At 44.2% G+C, this 25,418-nt stretch carries 24 protein-coding genes and 1 tRNA gene; 13 read left to right on the top strand and 12 right to left on the bottom strand.

The window, feature by feature from the left end:
* Nucleotides 1-72 precede the first annotated feature (72 nt).
* The gene (locus tag L4D74_RS16215) at nt 73-1,860 is read left to right on the top strand and encodes a PglL family O-oligosaccharyltransferase (protein WP_428753298.1); all 1,788 of its coding nucleotides are present in this window, start codon (nt 73-75) and stop codon (nt 1,858-1,860) included.
* Between the two features lie 269 nt (nt 1,861-2,129).
* Here L4D74_RS16215 and L4D74_RS16220 read toward each other — a convergent pair whose 3' ends face one another.
* Together L4D74_RS16220 and L4D74_RS16225 are read right to left on the bottom strand one after the other, a co-directional pair.
* Entirely contained in the window at nt 2,130-2,804 is a 675-nt protein-coding gene (locus tag L4D74_RS16220; RefSeq protein ID WP_428753300.1) for a general secretion pathway protein GspB, read from the bottom strand.
* 1 nt (nt 2,805) lies between these two features.
* Nucleotides 2,806-4,491 carry an ExeA family protein gene (locus L4D74_RS16225; protein ID WP_428753301.1) on the bottom strand — a complete coding sequence of 562 codons (1,686 nt, stop codon included), beginning with the start codon at nt 4,489-4,491 and terminating at the stop codon, nt 2,806-2,808.
* An 86-nt stretch (nt 4,492-4,577) separates the two neighbouring features.
* On the opposite strand from L4D74_RS16225, the gene L4D74_RS16230 reads away from it, so the two are divergent.
* Nucleotides 4,578-5,798 (top strand): multifunctional CCA addition/repair protein, encoded by a 1,221-nt coding sequence (locus L4D74_RS16230; RefSeq protein WP_428753302.1) that lies wholly within the window; start codon nt 4,578-4,580, stop codon nt 5,796-5,798.
* 118 nt (nt 5,799-5,916) lie between these two features.
* On the opposite strand, the gene L4D74_RS16235 is transcribed toward L4D74_RS16230, so the two are convergent.
* The 3 genes from L4D74_RS16235 to folB are packed head-to-tail and all read right to left on the bottom strand — an operon-like array spanning nt 5,917 to nt 7,575.
* Nucleotides 5,917-6,720, bottom strand: a complete 804-nt coding sequence (locus tag L4D74_RS16235) for an undecaprenyl-diphosphate phosphatase (RefSeq protein WP_265676286.1) — start codon at nt 6,718-6,720, stop codon at nt 5,917-5,919.
* Nucleotides 6,721-6,736: 16 nt separating this feature from the next.
* Nucleotides 6,737-7,219: a 2-amino-4-hydroxy-6-hydroxymethyldihydropteridine diphosphokinase gene (gene folK, locus L4D74_RS16240; RefSeq protein WP_428753304.1), complete on the bottom strand. Its 483-nt coding sequence runs from the start codon at nt 7,217-7,219 to the stop codon at nt 6,737-6,739.
* Nucleotides 7,216-7,575 (bottom strand): dihydroneopterin aldolase, encoded by a 360-nt coding sequence (folB, locus tag L4D74_RS16245; protein ID WP_428753306.1) that lies wholly within the window; start codon nt 7,573-7,575, stop codon nt 7,216-7,218. Before folB ends, folK begins: the two co-directional genes overlap by 4 nt.
* Before the next feature lie 105 nt (nt 7,576-7,680).
* Between folB and plsY the strand changes: the two genes are divergently transcribed.
* Nucleotides 7,681-8,277: a glycerol-3-phosphate 1-O-acyltransferase PlsY gene (plsY, locus tag L4D74_RS16250; RefSeq protein WP_265676288.1), complete on the top strand. Its 597-nt coding sequence runs from the start codon at nt 7,681-7,683 to the stop codon at nt 8,275-8,277.
* A gap of 30 nt (nt 8,278-8,307) precedes the next feature.
* Here the strand turns inward: plsY and L4D74_RS16255 are convergent, their stop codons facing one another.
* Together L4D74_RS16255 and tsaD are read right to left on the bottom strand one after the other, a co-directional pair.
* Nucleotides 8,308-9,120: an alpha/beta fold hydrolase gene (locus tag L4D74_RS16255; RefSeq protein WP_428753308.1), complete on the bottom strand. Its 813-nt coding sequence runs from the start codon at nt 9,118-9,120 to the stop codon at nt 8,308-8,310.
* 184 nt (nt 9,121-9,304) lie between these two features.
* On the bottom strand, nt 9,305-10,321 hold the full coding sequence (gene tsaD / locus L4D74_RS16260) for a tRNA (adenosine(37)-N6)-threonylcarbamoyltransferase complex transferase subunit TsaD (RefSeq protein WP_428753310.1): 1,017 nt from the start codon (nt 10,319-10,321) through the stop codon (nt 9,305-9,307).
* A 232-nt stretch (nt 10,322-10,553) separates the two neighbouring features.
* Here tsaD and rpsU point away from each other — a divergent pair, with 232 nt between their 5' ends.
* The 10 genes from rpsU to L4D74_RS16310 all read left to right on the top strand — a co-directional run bounded on the left by rpsU (nt 10,554) and on the right by L4D74_RS16310 (nt 19,400).
* A complete protein-coding gene (gene rpsU / locus L4D74_RS16265) occupies nt 10,554-10,769 on the top strand; it encodes a 30S ribosomal protein S21 (RefSeq protein WP_001145625.1) in 216 nt (71 codons plus the stop codon).
* A 27-nt stretch (nt 10,770-10,796) separates the two neighbouring features.
* A complete protein-coding gene (locus L4D74_RS16270) occupies nt 10,797-11,240 on the top strand; it encodes a GatB/YqeY domain-containing protein (protein WP_428753312.1) in 444 nt (147 codons plus the stop codon).
* A gap of 115 nt (nt 11,241-11,355) precedes the next feature.
* Nucleotides 11,356-13,110 (top strand): DNA primase, encoded by a 1,755-nt coding sequence (dnaG, locus tag L4D74_RS16275; protein WP_428753314.1) that lies wholly within the window; start codon nt 11,356-11,358, stop codon nt 13,108-13,110.
* A 97-nt stretch (nt 13,111-13,207) separates the two neighbouring features.
* Complete coding sequence (gene rpoD, locus L4D74_RS16280; protein WP_428753316.1) at nt 13,208-15,055, top strand: RNA polymerase sigma factor RpoD; 1,848 nt, start codon at nt 13,208-13,210, stop codon at nt 15,053-15,055.
* A gap of 142 nt (nt 15,056-15,197) precedes the next feature.
* Nucleotides 15,198-15,273: transfer RNA gene (locus L4D74_RS16285), tRNA-Ile, on the top strand.
* A 321-nt stretch (nt 15,274-15,594) separates the two neighbouring features.
* Entirely contained in the window at nt 15,595-16,161 is a 567-nt protein-coding gene (locus tag L4D74_RS16290) for an outer membrane beta-barrel protein (RefSeq protein WP_428753317.1), read from the top strand.
* 419 nt (nt 16,162-16,580) lie between these two features.
* Nucleotides 16,581-17,450, top strand: coding sequence for a phosphotransferase (locus L4D74_RS16295; RefSeq protein ID WP_428753318.1), 870 nt, complete (start codon nt 16,581-16,583; stop codon nt 17,448-17,450).
* Nucleotides 17,451-17,452: 2 nt separating this feature from the next.
* Nucleotides 17,453-18,499, top strand: a complete 1,047-nt coding sequence (locus L4D74_RS16300; protein ID WP_428753320.1) for a glycosyltransferase family protein — start codon at nt 17,453-17,455, stop codon at nt 18,497-18,499.
* 30 nt (nt 18,500-18,529) lie between these two features.
* Entirely contained in the window at nt 18,530-18,727 is a 198-nt protein-coding gene (locus L4D74_RS16305) for a WavE lipopolysaccharide synthesis family protein (protein ID WP_428753321.1), read from the top strand.
* A 31-nt stretch (nt 18,728-18,758) separates the two neighbouring features.
* Nucleotides 18,759-19,400, top strand: coding sequence for a WavE lipopolysaccharide synthesis family protein (locus L4D74_RS16310; RefSeq protein WP_428753323.1), 642 nt, complete (start codon nt 18,759-18,761; stop codon nt 19,398-19,400).
* Between the two features lie 287 nt (nt 19,401-19,687).
* Here L4D74_RS16310 and L4D74_RS16315 read toward each other — a convergent pair whose 3' ends face one another.
* From L4D74_RS16315 to agaF, 5 genes are all read right to left on the bottom strand, one after another.
* The gene (locus L4D74_RS16315; protein ID WP_428753325.1) at nt 19,688-20,020 is read right to left on the bottom strand and encodes a DMT family transporter; all 333 of its coding nucleotides are present in this window, start codon (nt 20,018-20,020) and stop codon (nt 19,688-19,690) included.
* A 192-nt stretch (nt 20,021-20,212) separates the two neighbouring features.
* On the bottom strand, nt 20,213-21,361 hold the full coding sequence (locus L4D74_RS16320) for an S-(hydroxymethyl)glutathione dehydrogenase/class III alcohol dehydrogenase (RefSeq protein WP_428753327.1): 1,149 nt from the start codon (nt 21,359-21,361) through the stop codon (nt 20,213-20,215).
* 415 nt (nt 21,362-21,776) lie between these two features.
* Entirely contained in the window at nt 21,777-23,240 is a 1,464-nt protein-coding gene (locus tag L4D74_RS16325; RefSeq protein ID WP_428753328.1) for an amidase, read from the bottom strand.
* A gap of 502 nt (nt 23,241-23,742) precedes the next feature.
* The gene (locus tag L4D74_RS16330) at nt 23,743-24,786 is read right to left on the bottom strand and encodes a glycoside hydrolase family 88/105 protein (protein ID WP_428753330.1); all 1,044 of its coding nucleotides are present in this window, start codon (nt 24,784-24,786) and stop codon (nt 23,743-23,745) included.
* 178 nt (nt 24,787-24,964) lie between these two features.
* Nucleotides 24,965-25,405 carry a PTS galactosamine/N-acetylgalactosamine transporter subunit IIA gene (gene agaF, locus L4D74_RS16335; protein WP_265676569.1) on the bottom strand — a complete coding sequence of 147 codons (441 nt, stop codon included), beginning with the start codon at nt 25,403-25,405 and terminating at the stop codon, nt 24,965-24,967.
* Nucleotides 25,406-25,418: the final 13 nt, after the last annotated feature.

The raw sequence follows: 25,418 nt of genomic DNA on the forward strand, positions 1-25,418 counted from the left end.
GTCCCCATTACCTTGGGTGCCCATTCAATGAGGTACTCATTTTCCCTTAGATATAGTGAAACAGCATCAACGATGGCAACCACATTAATTAATGGCACTGAGTTAGGCGCAAGCCGCACACGTCCACCGTTAAACCGAAAGTTCCTTACAGTGATGGCACTACTCTATCTCGTCGCCATGCATTTTTTCTGGCCTAACCCAGGTGGAGTCGGCCTGGCGCTGTCGTTTAACAATACGACGTGGATAGCATTTAGTCTGGCGTTTGCCATCGGTTTATACCAAATGGGCAGCAACCAATACTTACGATTTAGCAAACTTACCATTGGCTTGCTGGCGTCGTGCGTGTTTTTAACCCTACCGCTGATTTATAGCCAACCAGATTTTACCAATGTGCTACCACGCTTCATTACTCTGTGGGGCGGCTTTTTATTTTTTGTATTACTTCAACAATTCCAATTCACTAATAAACAGAAGCAGCGCCTGCTTTGGTTAGTGGTTCTCGCCTGCCTTATTGAAGCACTCGTTGGCTACATCCAACTTTTTTGCTTACCAAGTGACAATATTTTCGGCTACAACACCGAGCTGAATCGCCCTTATGGCATCTTTCAGCAACCCAATGTCATGGCCAGCTTCCTTGCCACTGGATTGGTCATATCAGGGTATCTATTAGCTCGTCAAAAACACAAGTACCATCGCCGTATTAGTGACGTTTCATTATTGTACGTCACACCGATTATTCTGATTCCCTTAATCATTTCGTTAGCGTCTAGAACGGGCTGGTTAGGCGCTAGTATTGGCGCTCTTTTCTTAGTCCCTTATTTATATCGCCATTCGACTCGTAAACGTTTTCGAGGTTGGACTCTCGCGAATTTAACCGGTGTCGCACTAGGTCTGTTGTTACTATTTTCTGGTCATGGCAATCAAGCGCTTGTGGAAGACAAAGCTCAACTGCACGACATCCGTCCTACGCTATTTAGTCAATCCATTGATATGTTGATTGAAAAACCGTTTACAGGGTATGGGCTGGGTAAGTTTGAGTCACAATACATGCTGTATACCGCGCGCCAGCACCAACTTAATGACCGATTTGAGCCAGGTCTCCCTGCGCTCGATCACCCACATAATGAGCTGCTTTACTGGGGAGTTGAGGGGGGCGTCGTCACGATTCTGGGCATTTTATTGGCGGCGGGGTTTGTCTTGAGCCGCATCTATACCTCTAAGCCAGGAACCCGACTGGCGATCTTCGCTCTGTTTATTCCTCTGGTGCTGCACACTCAGCTTGAATACCCTTTCTATCACTCTTTGATTCACTGGATAACGTTTATCGTGCTTATCTACTGGGTGGATCAACGAGGTTCACAGCTCAAACAAACGTCATTCTCTCGCATCACAAAAACCTTGCTGCGTGTTATGTCGCTTGTTATTCCAATTGTAACAACACTTTATATGGGAGCGGCCCTGCACACGAACTATGTGCTGACTAAGTTTGAACAAACCACACCAACTGACCCTGATATTCTTCAGCAAGTGAGTAACCCTGTCGTGTGGAAAGACCGATATGATTGGGACGTGTACAGCACCTACCTAAAAATAGGCTTAAGTAGCCAGCAACCGCAACACATTCAGCCGTATATTGATTGGTCTGTCGACATCATAAAACGTAAGCCACGACCGGCGTTTTATCAAAATTTGATTTTAGCGTATTACGCCATTGGGGATAGCAGTCGAGCCATACAGGTGCTGACTGAAGCTGAGTATTTATTTCCAAATGAGACCTTTACGACCGAGTATTCGCTAGAAAACAGCCTTGCGGTCTCTTCTGGTGCATCTGGTGCATTAGAAGCCTCAAGCGCTCAATAACACACATCGTTAGTTGCCACATCGCTGTTTACGCGATAGCGACATGTTTCGTTAGCTATTTCTACGGCAATAAGTCGCTATTTCGGACAAGCGATAACGGTTTCTACCCAACGACCGTTTGCGCTTAATCGAGTCATCGCTTATTGCTCTGACAAAAGGCCTCGCTCTCACTGCGGCCTTTCCCTGACGGGGTGCAGGACAATAAGCGTCTATCCGATAGACTTTTCGTTGATATCGCCCAATTAATATGACCTTAACTGAACTAGTCCCTAGCCTCCCCACTCATACAACGCAGGAATATCAATCAGTTCATTATCGAAACGAATCGTCACTAACTGCGGCGTGATCTCAACAATCTGGATATTATTAAGCCGATCGCCTTCTCTTAATTCCTGACCATTAATCTTAATCCAACGACGCTGAGAATCTGAAGAATACATATGGGTTTGCAAATTCAATGGCGGTAAACGGCCTTGATATTTACTGGTATTCTCTTCTAGCAAGATATGATTCGCTGACGCTGCGCTCTGTTGATCAATTTTATTCATCGCTGACGCCACTTTACGAGCGATATCAGGATCAAGTCCACTTAAATCTAAGTTATCTAGGGTGAACGGTTCATCTGATGAGGTTTGCTCCAGCAACGGATCATCAGCATTATTTTTATCTTCGTTCTGCACCTCAGTCACGTAAGGCTCTGAACGCTTTTTACCGGAGTAAATAGGGGGAAAATCCTTTTCTGGTAACATTTTCAACACGCCAAAATCGGGGTATTCCAATACAATATAGTCTGCCGATAGCAGCGCCTCACCATGCGTTTGCGAGGCTGGTTCAATAGCCGGCGATTTTGCAGTGCCCCCACTTTCAGAAGCCATCACGGTCGGCACGCCCATTGCTACCATCAAAGACGCTGAAACGGCAGCCCTAGTGAAATTCATAAGCATACTAGCTTTCCTCCCCTGCAATCTTTCCACTTAATGAAGGGGCATCGACCTGAGTCAATAATTCCAGTTTCTGTAAGGTATTACGTCCAGCGATCCCATCAACATCCATCTTCTGCCAACGTTGAAACACTTCCACCTTACGCTGTAATTGCCGGTCAAACACATCACTCCCAGAAGGGCGACTGCCGAGCACCTGAGAAAGCTTTTCATCCAATAGTCGCACCGCTTCCCCTTGCTGATTTAATCGTAGCGTGCTGGTTAGCGCCCGTTGCCAAATAAAGTAGAACTCCCCGGTCCATAAACTCTCAAGGGTGGCAACAGGGATTTGAAAACGCTCGGACCCATTGAGTAGCTCCGCATGGGTCTGGGAGAGTTTATACAGCACAACAAAGCTCTCCTTGCCATCAAGATACATCGGCATCACGACGGGTAGGTTTGTCGACACTACCTGTTGCAATGTTCCCAAACGCTTTTGGCACATAAACAAACTGTTACTTTCGCTCTCGCACATACCGTCAAGCACGCTCGCTTGATAGCCCCAGACGTTATAAAGCTCTTGTATCGCTGCGACCTTATCCTGCCTCAAAAACACCGACTGAAGCAGCGCTTCTGAATACGGTTGTGGCTCTGCAACAGGGGCTGATACTCTCGGCTCTTGCACAGCAGAACTCTCTAGCTGTGCGTGACTATTATCATTTTCAAGGCTTGTGGATGATTGACTCGCCTGCAGAGCCGTCATCACATCCGCCCCCTTAAAGTACATTAACGATGCAAGCGCAACTCCGATCGTCGCTAGGGCGACGTAACTGGCGATAGGCCGCCATCGGAATGCGATCTTTTCTGAGGAATGCTCACTGGCAGCATTTGCAAAACCTGGCGCTTGAAAAGACAAAATATCTTCACTGGCTTTTTGTGCCAACGATTTTGAAACCTCCTTTTGACCAGAATGATAAGCGTACTGCAATGACTTATCACCAATGAGGTTAATCAGTCTTGGGATCCCCTGGCTGGCACGGTTAATCACCGATGCTGCACCTTTTGAAAATAGACTCGTTTCTCCACCAGCCATCGACAAGCGAAACTCAATATATTGACGAGTTTCCCCTTCAGTCAGCGGTAGCAAGTGATACCGCCCGGTAATGCGCTGAGCGAGTTGGCGTAATTGCGTGGTACGCAGTTTATCTTGCAGCTCTGGCTGCCCGATAAGTAGTACCTTTAGCAACTTACGGTCATCCGTCTCTAGATTGGTTAAAAGCCTTAACTGCTCAAGAACGTCTGCAGATAAGTGCTGAGCTTCATCAATGACGACTAAGGTGTTAATCCCTTGCTCTTCGTTTTGTTGCAGGTAACGATAAATAGCCTGACTCAGCTGTTTTAAAGAAGCACTCTCTGGATAAACAATCGCAAACTCATCACAGATCGCTTCTAGTAAATCTTGGCTCGAAAAAGTGGGGTTGAGGATAAGACCTGACGCCGTTTTGTCGTCAAGCGCTGCCAGCATGGCTTTAGCAACGGTGGTTTTTCCAGTTCCAACTTCCCCCGTCAACATAGCAAACCCCCCACCTTGCCCTAATCCGGCCTGGAGGTGTTGCATGGCTTCACGGTGTCGTTGACTGAGAAACAGATAACGAGAGCTAGGCACAATCGAAAACGGTACCTCATGAAAACCAAAAAAATCCTTATACATTCTCTCGTCCTTACATTATGACAAAAAGCAAAGTACCATTGAGCTCAATGAATGCCAACGGCAAAGTATGAAAAAGGGGAGCCAATTTGCAAGTCTATCTTGTCGGTGGTGCAGTGCGCGATCAATTACTCAAGCTTGATGTTTATGATAAAGATTGGGTTGTGGTCGGCGCCACACCAGAACAAATGCTTAATGCGGGTTTTCAAGCCGTTGGTAAAGACTTTCCTGTCTTCCTACACCCAAAGAACAAACAAGAGCATGCGCTTGCCCGCACGGAGCGAAAATCCGGGCATGGCTACACGGGTTTTGAATGCTTTTCTTCCCCCGATGTGACACTAGAGGAAGACTTGCAACGTCGTGATCTCACCATTAATGCCATGGCACAAAACCAACAAGGCGATATCATCGATCCTTACCAAGGGCGCCTAGACCTTGAACAGCGTGTATTGCGCCATGTTTCACCTGCGTTTGTCGAAGATCCATTACGAGTATTACGCGTCGCTCGCTTTGCGGCGAAGCTAGCACACTTAGGTTTTACCGTCGCGCCAGAAACCTTGTCTTTGATGCAACTCATTGTTAATGATGGTGAACTCGCACACCTAACGCCAGAGCGTGTTTGGCAAGAGTGGCACAAGTCACTATCCACACCACACCCAGAGGTATTCCTTGACGTACTGCGACAGTGTGGCGCACTCAAAGTTGTATTACCAGAAATTGATGCTCTATTTGGAGTCCCACAACCAGAAAAATGGCATCCCGAAATAGATACTGGAATCCACACGTTATTAGTGGCTCAGCAAGCAAGTAAATTGAGCACGGAAACGACCATTCGTTTTGCAGCGCAAGTTCACGATTTAGGTAAGGGCGTCACACCTCGCGATGAATGGCCAAGCCATAAACTGCACTGCCACACGGGACAAAAGCTGATTAAACAGCTGTGTCAACGCGTTCGAGTGCCAAATGAATATCGAGATCTTGCTCTCGCCGTATGTGCTCAGCATTCTAATATCCACCGTGCGCATGAGCTTAAACCCGCGACTTTTGTGAAAATATTTTCGCAACTGGATGTATGGAGAAAACCGGCAAAACTTGCGCAAGTTTTATTGTGTTGTGAAGCTGACCATAGAGGGAGAAAAGGTCTTGAAAACCAGCCTTACCCACAAGCAGAAAGAGTAAAGCAAGCCTATCACGCCGCCATTAACGTGAATGTACAAACCATCATTGCTGATGGCTTTAAAGGCCAAGCAATTAGAGAAGAGCTAGAGAAGCGCAAAACAAGCGCCATTGCTGAAGCGCTAAGAAGCTAAGAAGCTAAGAAGCTAAGAAGCTAAGAATAAACGTCATCGATACCGACCGAGTCGTCGATCTTGAGTCGCCATGAACGCTGGCAACCTAATGACTAGGTGCCAGCAATATCATGTCTAATTAACTCATCAGCAAAAATGCAAACAGTCCCACACCTAACAACAATCGATAGATGACAAACGGCATCATTCCCATACGGGAGATAAGCTTCAAGAAATAGTGAATGCAGATGTAAGCACTGATAAACGAGACCACGATACCTGTTAACAAATAACCCGCATGTATTGGCTCAGAGCCTGTCACCAATTTCAAACCTAAGTAAGCGCCTGCTAAGGTAATAATAGGGATCGACATCAAAAAGGAGAATCGTGCCGCCGCTTCACGTGTAAAACCTAAATATAATGCGGCTGTGATCGTCGCACCTGAGCGTGATGTGCCTGGAATGATTGCCATTGCTTGTGCGAGACCAATAAACAACGCTTTTTTCCAGCCAGCTTGGTACTCATCCGCATTTTGTTTGGCATGCTTGTCTACCCACCATAGCAACAAACCAAATATAATCGTGGTGGTGGCAATCACGTAGGCACTACGTAGATACAATTCGATGAGATCTTTCATCAGTAAGCCAAAGATACAAGCTGGGATCGTCGCTAAGACAATCATCCATGCCAACTTTGATTCCTTACTGCGCTCGCCCTTAAAGATCGAAGCAAACAACGCCCGAAATAAAGTCACCACTTCTTTTCTAAAATAGATAACCACGGCGGCTAACGTACCCACATGCACCGCAACATCAAAGGCGAGCCCTTGATCTTCCCAACCAAGAATGGCCGATGGCAAAATTAAATGCGCGGAACTGGATATGGGTAAGAATTCGGTCAACCCTTGAATGAGGGCCAAAATAAAGGCTTCAAAATAACTCATTAATATTTACTACCAACTAAAATTGAAAATCGATTTTTCTAAGTGCTACCGGTTCTGACATTGTCTCTAAGATCTGACCGACTGTGCGATCATCATTCGGGATCACCAAGTTCGGTGCTAGATCATACAGAGGCTGTGTGACAAATGAATATTTAAAAATATCTTCACGCGGTACAAATGGTTTTTTTTGTGAGATTTCATTTCCAAACAGTAAGATATCAAGATCAATCGTACGATCTTGAAACTTAGCGGCATCCACATCACGTCCCCACTTCACTTCGATCTCTCTTAGTGCCGCACTGAGTTCCGTCAACGTTAATATGGTGTCTAGGCGAACCACCATATTGAAGAAATCGTTACCAGAAAAACCAAAGGATTCGCAGGCGTATACTGGCGAGTATTGCAAATTCTTGGTGATCAGCGACAACTCATGGCACGCGGCGCGAATGTGCTTCTCACGTTGCACATTCGAACCAATACCAATAAAGGCGGTGATCATGCCTCGCCTCGTTCAATCACCACGCCAACGCCTTTGGCCTGTGCGACCGCACCAGGCTTAGTTAAACGAATCTTAATCCAAGGCACAGAGAATTGCGTTTGAATAAGAGTAGCCACTTCTTCAGCCACACGCTCAACCAATAAAAAACGCCCCGTTTCAATGTGCTCAAGGACTGCAGTGCAGACTTGCGAGTAATCAAGCGCATCTTCAACATTGTCACTTTTCCCGGCTGGCGCATTATCGTGTGCCATTTCAATATCTAGAACCAACTTCTGTTTGATTTCTTGCTCCCAGTCATACACTCCGATAGTGGTAATGACTTCAAGTTGCTCGATAAATACTTTGTCCAATGCCATGATTTGTCCTTTATTAGAGGTCGGATACCCATTTGTTGGGAAAAAACGTACTATTGCCGATATGATATCAGTCCCCATTGATAATTTCTTGAGAAAAGGTATGCAATGACACCGTTAGCGCTCGCTATGATCATCATCGCTTATTTGCTCGGCTCAGTGTCGAGTGCAGTGCTGATCTGCCGTCTACTACGCCTACCTGACCCTAGAACTGTCGGCTCGCAAAACCCTGGTGCCACTAATGTATTAAGGCTGGGAGGTAAAGGGGCAGCCGTAGCGGTCTTGCTCTGCGATATGCTCAAAGGCACGATCCCTGTCTGGAGTGGTTACTACTTTAATATCGACCCTGTCATTCTTGGCGTCATTGCGATTGCCGCTTGCTTGGGGCATATGTACCCATTATTTTTCCACTTCAAGGGGGGGAAAGGCGTGGCGACGGCATTGGGGGCGATTGCGCCTATTGGCTGGGATTTAACCGGGCTTATTACAGGTACTTGGCTATTGGTCGCATTGATCTTTCGCTATTCCTCGCTCGCCGCCATTACAACGGTCATGCTTGCCCCGGTTTATACCTGGATGGTCAGACCCGTCTTTACTTTTCCAGTAGCAATGCTGAGCTGCTTAATCATTTTGCGCCACCATCAAAATATTCGACGCCTGTTTGATGGAACCGAGCCAAAAGTAGGACAAAAAAAGGCACCGTAAACGGTGCCTCGTCATGCCTATCTTACTGAATTAGGCGTGCTGAGCTAAAAACTCAACAAGTTTGTTGGTCACCAATTCTGGTTGCTCTAGGTTACTAATATGTCCTGCGGCTGGGATCACCATCAGTTCACTGCCTGAAACCAAATCCTGCATCAAATAAGACTCGAGTACCGGCCTTGGCTTATCTTCTGCTCCTACCGCGATAAGGGTAGGCAGAGCAAACTTTTCAATTTCATCACATAGATCGCGTCGCCCAAAGACCATCCGCCCGATACGAGCGATCTCAACAGCCTGCTCGCCTTGCACCTTCGACAATTGAGTCGCGAACTCATCAACCAATTTAGGTGTTGTATTTTTAGCATCTTGCGCAAAAAACATGGGTACAACCGCTTCTAATATTGGCTCTGGCACCGCTCTAACTTGCGTAATGGTATCGAGCATCGCAAAGTATTTGGTATGCATAACTTCAGGTTCTAACCCAACAAACGTATCCATCATGACCAAACTTTTTACACGAGATGGTGCAAGAGCTGTCAGCTCTGCGCCCCACATACCGCCGACGGACAAACCGACAATAGAGAAGGATTCTACCTCTAACTCATCCATTAGAGCCAAAATATGTTCGGCATAGTTTGTTAGATTACGCATAGAGGCGGGCGCTGACTCTGATTCTCCATGAGACCATAAATCAGGCACAATACAGCGATAATGTTGACTCAGCACTTCAATTTGAGGGGCCCACATTTTGCTATCCCATAAATAACTATGCCCGAAAATGACAACCGGTCCGGAGCCTATATCTTGATAAGCCATCGTATGGCCATCAATAGAAAACTGCTTCATGTTTCTTTATTCCCTATGTTTGTCGCTAATGTCGTTTTCACTAATGTAACACGTTTGCTTCGTCACAGACTTTAGGGTTTTTGTTTAAAACTGTCATAAAAAAGGCCACTTCCGTGACCTTATTCTCTTAACGTTGCGCCATAGAATGCCAGTAACATTCGTCTTCGCTGTCGCTATTTGCTTATCACTTGATCGGCGTTAACTGATCAATTGGCCAGCGCGGCGTAGCATCAACGGTCATGTCAGCCACATCACCATTTTTTAAACGCTGCATACCCGCATAGGCAATCATCGCACCATTATCGGTACAAAACTCAGTACGTGGATAATAGACTTCACCACCGACTTTTTTTGCTAACGCTTCAAGCTCTTGGCGCAAAAAGGTATTCGCACTCACGCCGCCAGCAATAACGATACGCTTCATACCCGTTTGCTTAAGCGCGCGCTTACATTTTATCGCTAATGTATCGCACACCGCCTCTTGGAACGCGTAAGCAATATCAGCACGAGTCTGTTCATCATCATCATTCGCTCTAATCGTATTCGCCGCGAACGTTTTAAGGCCGGAAAAGCTCATATCCAAACCTGGTCTGTCTGTCATCGGTCGCGGGAACTTAAAGCGCCCTTTTGTCCCTTTGTCCGCGAGCTTAGACAATAAAGGTCCGCCTGGATAATCCAAGCCCATCAGCTTCGCGGTTTTATCAAACGCTTCACCTGCGGCATCATCAATCGATTCACCCAAGATCTTGTAATCACCGATGCCGTTCACTTCAACGATCATGGTATGGCCGCCAGACACAAGCAAAGCAATAAAAGGAAATGGTGGCGGGTTATCTTCTAGCATGGGTGCCAGTAAGTGTCCTTCCATATGATGCACAGGCACCGCTGGCACGCCCCAAGCGTAAGCCATGCTGCGACCAATTGTCGTTCCAACCAACAACGCACCGACTAACCCAGGACCGGAAGTATAAGCAACACCATCAAGATCCTTTGGCGTTAAATTGGCTTCTGCCAACGCCGCCTTGATCAATGGGATCGTTTTTTTAACGTGATCACGAGAAGCCAACTCAGGTACAACACCTCCGTAATCGGCGTGCAATTTCACTTGGCTATAAAGTTGATGTGACAGTAAACCTTTTTCGTCATCATAGATGGCAATACCAGTTTCATCACAAGAGGTTTCAATACCTAGAATGCGCATAATGTTCTCGACTTATTTCGAAATTGGCGCAATATTACCTCGTCATCGCGTCTCAAACAAATTTTGTACAAGACATAGGCGGAAAAGTGCTTTACAAAGCCTATCTGATCGGATTAAAATTCCGCACCATTTTTGATTTAGCTGGTTTACCGCTTAGAACTAAGGGAATCCTTAGCCCTAACAACAAAAGCACCAGCATTAATGAACAGTTAAACCCTGAGGTGAAAGGCATATGCCAGTAGTTAAAGTACGTGAAAACGAACCGTTCGACGTTGCACTACGTCGTTTCAAGCGCTCTTGCGAAAAAGCAGGTATCCTTTCTGAAGTGCGTCGTCGTGAGCACTATGAAAAACCTACTACAGTACGTAAACGCGCTAAAGCAGCTGCTCAAAAGCGTCACGCTAAGAAGCTAGCTCGCGAAAACGCACGTCGCGTTCGCCTGTACTAATAACTAGGTCCCAGTAGGAATTTAGTTATGGCTCTTATTGAACAACTCAAAGAAGAGCAAAAAATTGCGATGAAAGCCAAGGACAAAGCTCGCCTTGGCACTATTCGTTTAGCCTTGTCAGCTATTAAGCAACGTGAAGTCGACGAACGGATTACTCTGAACGACGACGACATCCTTGCTATCCTGACAAAAATGGTTAAACAACGTCGTGATTCTGTCTCTCAGTTTGAAGCTGCGAATCGTCAAGATCTAGCGGATGCAGAGAAAGCCGAAATTACCGTTCTTGAGGACTTTATGCCTCAACCACTGACGGAAGATGAAGTAACAGCACTCATTGTTAGTGCTATTGCCGAATCTGGTGCAGCTGGCATGCAAGACATGGGCAAAGTAATGGGCGTGCTGAAGCCGCAAATTCAAGGCCGAGCAGACATGGGGAAAGTAAGTGGTTTAGTTCGCGCTAAACTGGCTTAGTCACCCAACCAAATTGCAGCAAGCCGTGCTATCCTCTGGAGTGCACGGCTTGTTTGTATCTCAACCCTAATAAAGGGTGATGTCTTTCTTGTAAACGTTTCTTGTAAAAGGTTTTATGTCCGGAATTATTCCTCGCCACTTTATTGACGATCTATTAGCTCGACTGGATATTGTCGATATTGTTGATGCGCGCGTAAAACTAAAGAAACAAGGTAAGAACTACGGCGCATGCTGTCCCTTCCATAATGAAAAAACCCCCTCTTTTAGCGTTAGCCAAGAGAAACAGTTCTACCACTGCTTTGGCTGTGGTGTACACGGCAATGCTATTGATTTTCTTATGGAATATGATCGTCTTGAGTTTGTTGAGGCCATTGAAGATCTTGCTTCATCCATCGGACTCGAAGTGCCAAGAGAGCAAAGAAACGGTAACAGCGCTTTCAGCAAAGGGCCCACTGCAAACAGCGAACAAAAACGATCCTTATATGATCTTATGACAGCTATTGGCCAGTACTACAAAGATCAATTAAAAGTCTCTGCAAACAAAATTGCTATCGACTACCTAAAAGGACGTGGGCTTTCTGGTGAAATCGTTCAAAAGTTTGGTATCGGTTATGTCCCAGATGAATGGGACAACATACGTAAAAACTTTGGGCAACAAAAGGCAGCACAAGACATGCTCGTGTCTGGTGGCATGCTGATCGAAAACGACAAAGGCAACCGCTACGATCGCTTCCGTGGTCGTATTATGTTTCCTATCAGGGACAAACGTGGACGTGTTATCGGTTTTGGTGGCCGTGTACTCGGCAACGATACACCGAAATATCTCAACTCCCCTGAAACGCCAATTTTCCATAAAGGTAAAGAGCTTTACGGCCTATACGAAGTGCTGCAAGCGTACCGAGAGCCGCCACAAATTCTTGTGGTAGAAGGCTATATGGACGTGGTCGCCCTTGCACAATACGACGTCGATTACTCAGTCGCATCGTTAGGAACCTCTACCACAGGGGAACACCTACAAAGCTTATTTCGCCAAACAGGTACCGTCGTGTGCTGTTATGATGGTGATAGAGCAGGTCGAGAGGCGGCTTGGAGAGCTCTAGAAAACGCCTTACCCTACTTAAAGTCAGGTAATACATTAAAGTTTCTCTTCCTTCCTGATGGTGAGGATCCTGACAGCTACGTTCGTAAATATGGTAAAGCAGCGCTTGAGGAACAAATCAATCAAGCCACTCCTCTATCAAAGTACCTCATAGGGAACCTTGTTGAACTTAACAATATCAACTTGGGTACAAGTGAAGGAAAATCAGCGCTGCGTAATGCGGCAAATGCTCTTATTGCCAAAATCCCAGATATCGGCTTTCAGGAAGAGTTAGATGAAAGACTCGATAAGATAACCGGTTTTATGGGCCATAGGGAAAAAAGAAAAGCCTCAGTAGAAACGCGACCACAACCGCAGAAAGCGATAAAACGCACCCCTATGCGTGATGTTATCGCTCTACTTTTGCAAAATCCGAGCTATGCTGAAATGGTACCGGATCTATCCACAGTGAGAGATTTATCACTTCCTGGATTAAATTTATTGGGCGAAGTGGTTGATAAATGTCAAACACACCCCCATATGACTACAGGTCAACTGCTTGAGCATTGGCGTAATACAAAAAATGAGGCGCTTCTGTCTCGTCTCGCGAGTTGGGATCTCCAGGTCGACGATGACAACCAAGAAGATGTATTTATTGACTCATTGGACAGAATACTCGCCCAATGCGTAGAACAACAAATCGAAAACCTGCAGGCTAAAGAAAGAAGCGTCGGCTTATCAGTCGATGAAAAACGGGAGCTGCTAGCCTTGATGCTAGATTTAAAAGCGTAACCCTATTTATTTAGTCAGCAACAAATAAATTTGTTACTATTAATGGTTTGCATTTCGCATACTAAACCCTTCACTAGATCTAAGTTGGATATCGTCTATGGAGCAAAATCCGCAGTCACAGCTAAAACTGCTTGTCATCAAGGGCAAGGAACAAGGCTATCTGACCTACGCAGAAGTAAATGACCACCTACCTGAAGAGATTGTCGATTCTGAGCAGGTAGAAGATATTATTCAGATGATTAATGACATGGGTATCAAGGTAGTAGAAACTGCCCCAGATGCCGATGACCTTGCTCTGAGTGATGAACAGTCTATCACCGATGAAGACGCAGCCGAAGCGGCTGCAGCTGCACTTTCAAGCGTAGAAAGTGAAATTGGCCGCACGACTGACCCAGTCCGTATGTACATGCGTGAAATGGGTACCGTTGAGCTATTGACTCGCGAAGGCGAAATCGATATTGCTAAGCGTATCGAAGACGGTATCAACCAAGTACAAGCCTCTGTTGCTGAGTACCCTGGTACGATTCCTTACATTCTTGAGCAGTTTGATAAAGTTCAAGCAGAAGAGCTACGTCTTACTGACGTAATCTCTGGCTTCGTTGATCCAGATGACGATGGCACCACCGCTCCTACGGCGACTCATATCGGTTCAGAACTAGCAGAATCTGATCTTGAAGATGAAGACAAAGAAGGTGATGAAGACTCTGACGAAGACGATGAAGAAGAAGATGTAGGTATTGACCCAGAGCTTGCTCTAGAGAAGTTCACAGCGCTGCGCAATACTTATCAAGACCTTCAACTTGTCATCAATGAGCATGGTTACGATAGCCCACAAGTGGCTAAGTCGCACGGCTTGGTACAAGAAGTCTTTAGAGAGTTCCGTCTAACGCCAAAACAGTTTGATCACCTAGTGAACGAACTGCGCACGTCAATGGATCGTGTACGTACTCAAGAACGTTTGATCATGCGTCAAGCGGTTGAATACGGCAAAATGCCTAAGAAATCTTTCATTACGCTATTCACAGGTAATGAATCGAACGAAGCTTGGTTAGATGAAGTTCTCGCTTCTGATAAGCCATACGCAGAAAAGATCAGACGTTACGAAAATGACATTCGTCGTTCTATCCAAAAGTTGGATATCATCGAAGAAGAAACGTCACTTTCAGTACAAAACATCAAAGACATCAGCCGTCGCATGTCTATCGGTGAAGCGAAAGCTCGTCGTGCGAAAAAAGAGATGGTTGAAGCGAACTTACGTCTAGTAATTTCGATTGCTAAGAAGTACACCAACCGTGGTCTTCAATTCTTGGATCTTATCCAAGAAGGTAACATCGGTTTGATGAAAGCCGTTGATAAATTTGAATACCGTCGTGGTTACAAATTCTCGACATACGCAACGTGGTGGATTCGTCAAGCAATCACTCGTTCAATCGCCGACCAAGCACGTACGATCCGTATTCCAGTTCACATGATCGAAACGATCAACAAACTGAATCGTATCTCTCGTCAAATGCTTCAAGAAATGGGCCGTGAGCCTCTTCCTGAAGAGTTGGCTGAACGCATGCAAATGCCTGAAGATAAAATCCGCAAGGTACTTAAAATTGCTAAAGAGCCAATCTCAATGGAGACACCAATTGGTGACGACGAAGATTCGCATCTAGGCGACTTTATCGAGGATACCACACTAGAACTGCCTCTAGACTCTGCAACAATGACGAGCCTACGAGTAGCAACAAAAGATGTTCTAGCTGGTCTAACGCCTCGTGAAGCAAAAGTACTGCGTATGCGTTTTGGTATCGATATGAACACTGACCACACGCTTGAAGAAGTGGGCAAACAGTTCGATGTAACGCGTGAGCGTATTCGTCAAATCGAAGCAAAAGCACTACGTAAACTGCGTCACCCTAGCCGCTCAGAAACTCTGCGTAGCTTCCTAGATGAGTAAGTCAGGTAAAAATTAAACAAAAGGTGAGCACTAGCTCACCTTTTTTGTTTCTATCGGTTTAAGTGATTAAAAAGCAAGCGCAATTAGCCCTAGTTACGTCTAGACAGCTCACCTGCCATCCCCTATAATCATTGCCCTATAAGGCCCCTTAGCTCAGTGGTTAGAGCAGTCGACTCATAATCGATTGGTCCGCAGTTCAAGTCTGCGAGGGGCCACCAAATTTTAGAAGGCTCATGGAGAAATCCATGAGCCTTTTTTATTTTTCCACGTTTATCTGAACTACTTAGCTAGCTGCCTTTCTAAACCATCAATCGTACGTGCTCTAGTGCTCCATCCAATTTCATAAAACACCCTACATTCATATCGCCAAATAGATTTTCACTAAGAATATGATTTCTCACATCAATTCGAGCTTCCAGTCCATGCAAAATATAAACTTATCATTTTCTTCTAAGTCTTTAGAATGCCCAGAAATTTAATAATCAGAACATCTATCCGCACCCCTCACTCAAAATGTGGATAGCTAAAGGGTACTAGAAATGAAAAGAACTATCACACTGGCAATCGTAACTGCACTATCCTCTTCAGCGATAGCTGATGGTTTCTATGCAGGCTTAGATCTCAAACAAGGAGACGTAAAGCCACTTAAAAATGGAAATAGCGAGATTGATGTCGCTAGTATCGACCTTGGCTACGAATTTCAGCTTGAAGAAAGCAACTGGTCTATCGCTCCTGAAGCTCGTATCGGCTTTGGCATCGGGGAAGCAAATAATCCAGGTGCACTCATCTATATTGATGGCAGCGTGGAACCCGCATCTAATAAAACTGGTCTGAATAGTTCGATTGGCCTCGCAGTCAACGCTAAATATGCTTTTGACAATGGTTTTTACCTAAGCATCGCTCCTGTTGTCACTCACGCTGAATTCAAATCTGAGTTTACCGGAGATATGACAGGTAATACCATTAGCTATCGCGATAGTGATACTCGTATCGGCGCCATTGCAGCCGCAGGATACAAGTTCAATGACTATTTTTCAGTTGAAGCAAATTACGAAGGCTATAGCGAAGTCAACTTTATGGGCTTAGGCATCAAAGCCTACTTCTAAAGTTTTGTCGCGCCCGCCTCGACAGACGATTTTGGGACTCACTCATAGTCAATCAGTCCGCAGTTCAAGTCTGCGAGGGATTTGAATCCATAATCCCCTTTGCTATTCACGATTTAATGTCCCATGATAATTATGGTTATCATTTAGAAGCATTTTGGTAGCGGATTAGCGCTATGCGTCATGTGAGCCGAACCAAACTATGGGTTATACCTACAACCAGCCACACTACTAAAAATGAACCAATGCCAGTTTTGGCTGTTCCCCAGTGTATCCTTGGATCAAAAGACAAAAAACTAAACATATCTTCGAGAAGAACATTGACTGTCGTAGCATCAAAATAATGGTAGTATTAACACTCAGCTTAAAGAGTTACGTTGCTAAAGTACCTCTTCTAATTATTCGCTAAGGCTTTATATTTCATGGATATTAATGCAAAGATACAGGCTTCCTCTCACTCCGGCGCAACTTTGCAGGTATTGCAGGAGTCCAGTGAATACTTTGTCAGAAAACAAATTCATTCTGATGTCGAGAAGAACCATAGTGCAATTTTGAAGCAGCGTCGTTTTAAACCCATAAAAACACCAACCTATGAAATTATCGCCATTCCAGTTACCGACATCACCCTAGATGAGCAATCATTATCGATTATGATGCCCTACATTGAGGGGCTTGGCGGTGAGCAAGTCGCTTATAAGGGTTCGAAAACTGTTGCCAAGAACCTAAAAAAAGCATTGGATTTTTACCTAATTAATAGCGTGGCGACTAGTGAAGATGGCGTCTACCCTATTAGTGATGTACACAAGAAACTTGATGACATTGCTTTAAAGTTAGGGGGTAAATGGCACTTATTTCCAGATCTTGAGAAGCACATTTCTCTTTTTAAAGCCTACTGCCAAGAAGACTTAAAAATGCCTCTTAGTGAGTGCCACGGTGATCTAACCCTGTCGAATTTAAAAGTCACGGAGGAGAATCAGCTCGCTCTATTTGATTTCCTTACCTGTGAAATTAACAGCCCCATTCAGGATGCTGCTAAGCTTATTCAAGACTTTGAGTACGGTTGGAGCTTCCGCAAAGAAAAAGAAAGTGTTCGAATTAAAGGGGAGATTTTTTGTGAGCATGCCGTTCCTTCGTTCCTTAAAACACTCAACCGACTTTTTCATTATGAAATGCGAGTCGTCGAAACACTAACCATCTTACGAATTGCTCCTTATGTCAGAGAAGAAGACGCCATTACCATTAAATGGTTTAATAAAGTGATGACAAAAACTATAAACAAGATTACAGGATAACTATGTTTACGCTACTTCTACCAGTTGCGGGACGCTCCTCGCGCTTCCCTAACATGCGCCCTAAATGGCTACTGACTATGCCTGATGGCAAGCTAATGATTGAAAAGTCCGTGGAGAAAATTGATTTAGCTCGTTTCGACCGTGTCGTTATTGTCTGTTTAAAAGAACATTTAGAAAAGTATACATCGGAACAAAATGTTGTAGAGAGCTTCGAAAAGAGTACAGGAGCAATACCCGATCTTGTCATTCTTGATGAGCCAACATCATCACAATCTGAAACGATTTATCAGGCAATAAAACAAGGTAATATTGAAGGTTCCATCTTCATTAAAGATTGCGATAATGTCTTTGCTTGTGAACCTAAACCCACCAATGCAGTGACAACCATCGATCTCAACGACATCGAATTAGTTGATGCTAAAAACAAAAGTTACGTGGAAGTTGATTCACTAGACGTCATTTCAAATATCGTTGAGAAAGAAGTGATCAGTAACTTTTTCTGCTGCGGTGGATACAGCTTCCGCTCTACAGCAGATTTCTGCGCTGCTTACGAAAACATTTCTTCTGATAATGAAGTTTATATCTCTCATGTCATCTATAAAATGCTGATGTCGAACGAAGAATTTGTTCGCAAAACGGCTACTGACTATACCGACTGGGGCACACTTCGAGAATACCGCCATTTCTGTAAAAAACATATGACTGTCTTCTGCGATGTAGATGGCGTTCTGCTTAAAAACGGTAGTAAGTTTGCGAAAAATGGCTGGAAAACTCCTGGATTAGACGCTAATTTACGCAAAATCGCTGAGTTACAAAAGGATGGCGGGCTATTCTTAGTCCTCACATCTTCTCGCCCTGAAAGTGAAATTGAATACACGACTCAAGAACTAGCAAAATTTGGCGTGCGTGTTGATCGCTGTTTGTTTGGCCTACCGCACACCCGTCGTTATCTAATTAATGATTACTCAGCAACAAACCCATATCCTTCTGCGGTAGCGATTAACCTTGAGCGCGATAGCGAAACTCTTAGCCACCTATTTGACGATTAATATTCATCGAGTAAAGCCCAATCAACAATTTTGGTTGTAGATTGGGCGGAACTATACGGACTCTTCATACCTCTATCAATAAACAACAAAGGCATCACCAACCAATGTCTGAATTCCATTCGTAAACACCTCCCTGGTGCAACGATAAATTTATCAACATGGGTAAAACAACCGACTAAAAAACTTGATTATGATCCGTTGATAGAGTCTGACGATCCGGGGGAGTAATATCGTCTACAACAATGATACCCCTGTCACGTTGAATAACAATCGCCAAATTGTGAGTACTCACAACGGATTAAAGGCAGTAAAAACAAAGTATGCTGTTAAATTAAGGACCGATAATCTAATCACCAGTCGTAACTTTGTCGCTATTTACGAAAAATATTGTGAGCTACCTAGAGGGAACGCATTTGCATATTTTAAACAACGCACGCTGACAACCAGTACATTCTTTCTGAGCTGTCATTACGAAATGCCAATCTATTTTCATAAGAGTGATTTATTTGACTTTGACTTTGACTTTGACTTAACAGAAGATTTGCTAAAAATATGTCCAAATCAACTCATCCACGAACCTCGGTTTGAATTACAAGCTGGTTTTAAAGTAAGGTACCCGGCAACCGAGCAGTTCCTATGCTTCTCATGGCTCAGTGCGCGTCTAAACCAATCACTTCATATTAATAATAAAGCTAATGATCACGCTGGCTTAGGTGTGGATTTTTGGTCTCACTTTGTAGCAAATAATATTATTACACAACCAGAGCAACTAGGCTTAGATGTTACCGACCGCTTTTATAGGCGAGGAGACCTAGCTCTAGAATATGATTTAGTGGATTGGTTAAACCTTGCAACAGGTAAGAAACCCCTATTGATTCAAAAAAACTGCATCGTGCATTAAAAGGGCTAATCGCGAATGTACGTCGACAGTTTTCAGGATTTAGAAGATAATTTAGTGTTAATCAACTTTAGATTACTCAAGAAATACGCCAGCCCTATTGATATATCTAGCTCTTCAGTTAGCTTTCTAAGGAGCGGTTAAAACTTCACAGCTGCAGTGGCAAAAAAATTTTTGACTATCACTAATGCCTCCGGTGCGTCTTTACTAGGCTAATCACACTTGCTTAACTTGGAGCGTAGCAGCGCTTCCTTATTGGCCTTACCTGCAGAGCTTATGACTCACGTTCTTTAATGAACATGCCCTTGAGAGAAGTTGATCATCGCTACTCCAACCACCACAAACAAAATTCCCGCCCAGACCATAGGATCAAGATGCTGACGATAAACGACTGTTGAGATAAGGCTCACAGCAACAATCGCTAACCCGGCCCATAGCGAATGAACAATACCTACAGGCATCCCTTTCATCGCTTGGCTTAAAAATGCAAATGCCGCTAGGTGACCGACAATAACCAGTATCGCTGGCAAGGGTTTTGACAAACTAAAACCATCGGTTGCTTTTAAAGCCACGTGTGACATTGCTTCTGCTAAAACGGCTAACGCAATAAATAACCAACTCATCAAACTATTCCTATTTATTTACAACACAGTGGGGTGAATCAAGCCGTCTTCAAGCGAGCAGCAATATTCAGTTGATGGTATTCAAGGTTCAAAAGCTTTGAGCCTTACATAAAAAAGCCCGAGATAAACGTTGAGATCTCGGGCTTTCAAATAATGAGCCTAAGAAAGGCTCATTAAGGTCAGTTTCGACGACTATTTGTCCATATGTAGAACGGTACGGATTGACTCACCTTTGTGCATCAATTCAAACGCTTCGTTTACATCTTGTAGACCCATGGTATGAGTGATGAACTCTTGAAGACCAAACTCACCTGCCATGTAGCGGTTAACTATTTCAGGTAGCTCTGAGCGGCCTTTCACGCCACCGAAAGCAGAACCACGCCATACACGACCGGTAACCAGTTGGAATGGACGGGTAGAGATCTCTTGACCCGCGCCAGCCACACCGATAATGACAGATTCGCCCCACCCTTTGTGACAGCACTCAAGTGCTTGACGCATCACGTTAACGTTACCGATACACTCAAACGAGTAATCAACACCGCCATCTGTCATGTCAACAATCACTTCTTGAATTGGCTTATCAAACTTCATTGGATTAATGCAGTCAGTCGCGCCTAGTTGCTTCGCTAGCTCAAACTTACTTTCATTAATATCTACACCAATAATGGTTTTTGCACCCGCCATACGTGCACCGATAATGGCAGAAAGGCCGATACCACCAAGACCAAATACCGCAACCGTATCGCCTTGCTGTACTTTAGCCGTGTTTAGCACAGCACCCATACCCGTTGTGACACCACAGCCAAGTAGACAGACTTCTTCAAGAGGTGCTTCTTTAGCGACTTTCGCTAATGAAATTTCTGGAAGTACGGTGTATTCAGAGAATGTAGAACAACCCATGTAATGGAAGATTGTTTCGCCATTAATAGAGAAGCGGCTAGTACCATCAGGCATTAGGCCTTGACCTTGTGTTTCACGTACCGCTTGGCAAAGGTTTGTTTTACCAGATTTACAGAACTTACATTCGCCACATTCAGCGGTATAAAGTGGGATAACATGGTCGCCAACTTCAACGCTAGTCACACCTTCACCGATCATTTCAACAATACCGCCACCTTCGTGACCTAAGATTGATGGGAAGATGCCTTCTGGATCGTCGCCAGAAAGCGTAAACGCGTCAGTATGGCACACACCCGTTGCCACGATGCGAACAAGTACCTCACCGGCTTTAGGAAGCTGTACATCAACCTCTTCCATTTTTAGCGGTTCGCCCGCTGCCCAAGCAACCATAGCTTTTGATTTAATGTGAGTTTGACCTGGTTTAATTTCAAGTGTCATTGGAATTTCCTTTATTAGGCTTGCCGACAAAACATGACGTCCGGCGTTAAATTACTCTAAGTTCAGATAGCATCAATGAGAGTACTTTCTCTCGCTACTTCGTTGTTGGAGCCAGTATAGAAGATTACGAATATTTGATAATCCCACCGTTTTGAAATTTATTATTACACTTACGTAATAATAGAGTAGCAAGGATATCTATAAGATGAGCGAGGCACCTGGGCGGCACGAGCAACCTAAAATCAGCAAGATAGCATGCCTATCTTGCTGTAAGTGCGGATTAGAAGGGTTATCGATACGTTCACTATAGATACAAATGCTACAGTAACAAACACAATAGTTACCAACACAACAGAGCATGCTACTTGTCATTAGTTCCACAGTGCATCATCAAACACAAACTGACTGCTAATACTTATAAGTGCTTCACCGAAATCGCTGGCCATTTATTAGCCCAAGGCTTAGCGGACTCTAGTGAGTAGGCCAGCTCATACAATATTTCCTCATCGCCAGATTTTGCTTGAAACATCGAACCCAGAGGCATTTTAATACCTGATTCTTCATTTCTAATTGAAGATAACGGTACGGACATTGATGGGTGGCCACATATATTTGACAAAGAGGTGAGACTTGAAATCGTATTAGTAATATTCGCCTTTTCAACAAACGAGTCTTTCATCGGATTAATAAACCCAACATTCTGTGTCTGAATAGGACAAACCGCTGATAGTAATACATCGTATTGGTCAAATAATTGCTCAAACACTTGAGGAATGTCATTCAATAGATACTTTTCCGCTTCGACAACCTGCTGTTGAGTGAATTTCTTTCCATATACTGCATTAGTACGCGTTAAGTAAGTCAACTCTAGGATATTCATAATCTCATTATTGTAGCTGGGCTTATTATCAAGAATCTGTTGAGCTAGACTCGTGAATTTCGGCATATAAAATGAGTGGTACCGCTGAAAGTAAAGCTCACCGTCGATTTTTAAATCTACTTCAACCACGTCGTGCCCTAGCGAACGACAAAGTTCTGCAACCTTGTCCTGTTTTTTCATAATTCTTGGATCAACGGCATAACCAGGTAACCCCTCTCGGATATAGCCGATTCTCAACTTTTGACTTTCTTTCGCTCGACTACGTAACGTAAAAGGCTTAAACAGTGGATTTCTTAAGTCTTGTGTATGGTAAAAAAGCATTTCGTTGTCTCTCACCGAGCGACTAATACCACTGTGTGTTTTTATGAGATCGTGAACACCACCGGTTTCGCCCGCAAGCAACCTTCCCCTACTAGGTTTAAAACCAAACACCCCACAAGCATTTGGCGGTACGCGATTAGAGCCTGCGCCATCGGTACCAAGGGCAAGAGGAGCGATCCCCGCAGCGACCGCAGCACTGCTTCCTCCGCTTGAGCCAAAAACTGTTTTCTCTGGATCCCACGGGTTCCTCGTTAGACCAAATCGTTCATTCCAAGTATTAAAACTTGAAGCAAACTCAGGAGAGTTGGTTCTTCCAAAGATATTAAGACCAATGGATTCAACCGCTTGAGTGTAAGGTACTGGAATCGTTGGATAGTCACTTTTTGAATTAGAGCAGTCTGTCCCGATCAAGTGTCCAATATCAACCATATCTTTTACCAGTATTGGGACTCCGGCAAAAGGTGTGTCTTTAGTAAGATGGGCAGCCCGTTCTCTTGCCACATCATAGTATTCAATATTCACCGCATTAATATGATGCTTTAGTTTATCCGCTCGGGAGATAAACACTTCCAATAGCTCTGAAGCGGTTACTTCGCCCTTTTTTATCAACTCCATCAGGCCAATGGCATCATAGTCAACAAACTCATCCATCCCTGTCGCTTTAGCAAGATCTGACATCGTTTCTAACCTCCGTGTTCTTTGATAGAGAATATTTCAATCACGAAGATAAACACTACCAAATAATATGCAATCAAATTCACTGCTATTTGCGAAGCGATCGCATACTTCACATCAGTGATAACGGCACCAACCAATTATGATTGGCTGCGTTATCTTAACTTTCAGTACTGACTGCACTTTGACCATAACAAGACAACCAATCACCAGGATCAAAAAATTAAAGCAACAAAATCATAGTGGTATGAAGAGAAACCATAGCGTTTGAGTCTGCTTATGACGTGGTTTGAAATACTCGAACCAGTAAGTTAAGCACAAGGAAGTCTTCTAGGAAGAGTTAAGCGTGATATCCCATACCTTACATGTACTCACACAGCTCTACTCATCCCCCCTGCTTATATCAACATCCGATTACTCGTTACGCATAGTAAATTCAACAGATACAAAAATGGCTTTCCCAAGAAAGCCATTTTTGTATCTGTTATGAAATTAGCCTACGATGCTAAACTTCGTATAGCGCTAACATCGTACTGGCCGCAAGTAAAAACGCACCAGCCCCATAATCAATATTATGCTCAAATTCAACGTCACGAGGGTTATAAGCAGGCAATTGTACCCAGCCAATCATGCCATTGTCATGGATGCATGTTTCCAGTGCCGCCCATGCTTTTTCTACGACAGGTAAATAAGTATCGCGATCAAGGTGACCGGCGTTAATTCCCCACGCCAAGCCATGACAGAATAACGATGTGGCACTGCTTTCGGGTGCAGGGAAACTGTCAGGATCAAGCAAGCTCGTACGCCAGAAGCCATCTTGTTTTTGGTATTTAATAACTTCCGCTGCAAGATCAGTAAACATCGTCACGTAACGAGAACGTGTTGGGTAATCTTGCGGCATAAACGCGAGGATTCGAGGGATAGCGGCCAGTACCCAACCGATGCCGCGACTCCAGAATACTTTTTCACCATTCGCTTCTCGCATTTCGGTGCCGTCAGCATTTGGAATATAACGCTTATCGCGGTAATACAACGCCGTTTCAGGATCAAAGAGGTTCTCGACGGCATCCCACCACGCGGTATCCATATAGTCAATGTACTTGCTGTCGCCAGTAAGTGCAGAGAACCCTGCAAACACCGGAGGTGCCATAAATAGCGAATCACACCACCACCAATCTTCGCGACCAGCTTTAGGCTCATTAATCATAAGATCAAGTGCCCCCTTACCGTACTCTTGCGCTTCAGCAACATCTATCAATGGGTAAAGCGGTAGATACGCTTGTAAACAAACATGATCATCTGCAAAGCGTGGGAGAGGCCCAGGACGGAAGCCAGTGTTCAAGGTGAAATCGAGTAAGCCGTTAAGATAATCATCATCTTGTGTCGCTTTCCATGCATCCGCCACAGATAACCAGAATACACCGCGTTCCCAATCCGTTGCTTTCAGAAAACGTTTCTTACCCGTACTGCGAACAACGTAACGAGTTCGATTATCACGTTGCCAACAATAGACACGTTTCATTTGTTCTAAAATTTTATTACTGTTCATCAGGTAGCCTTACCTCTTAACAATAAAACCATTGCTAATATTTAAATTAATAATGTTAATACTGAGTCGATATTGAAAAGTGAAAAAATGGCACGACTAAAGCTGACTAAGACAATCTAAATAGGAGGGAGTTAGATTAAATTCAGTCGTACCAAATTAATAGTTTAAGCTTTGTTAATTATAATTCATCTTCGAACGTGTCAGAATTATTACTTTCAAGTTGAGCTAGTTCTTTTTCCATGTCTTTTATCGACTCATTTCCGATTTCCGACACAATATCTACGAGTTCATTTATTGTTACACCATCGCGCTCAAAACAGGCGTTAGTAATCATCGGTAAATTAACGCCAGCAATAACTTTCACGTCATCTCGTTTAAGCATAATAGAGACAGCGCGATTACAAGGTGAACCACCTGGAACATCCGTTAGAATTAATACGCCTGAACCACTATTTATTTTTTCAATCGACGTCAACATAGATGCTTCTAGTTGCTCGGTCGTCATTGGTGGCACAAAATCTATAAACTCTAATCCACTTTGTTCACCAACAATCGCTTCTACTGCTGATTTCATACCGGAGGCAAAGTTAATATGCCCTGAAACTATAATACCAATCATAACTCAACCTTAA

Origin of the sequence: Vibrio cionasavignyae (assembly GCF_050337155.1) — a bacterium.
Lineage (GTDB): Bacteria > Pseudomonadota > Gammaproteobacteria > Enterobacterales > Vibrionaceae > Vibrio > Vibrio nomapromontoriensis.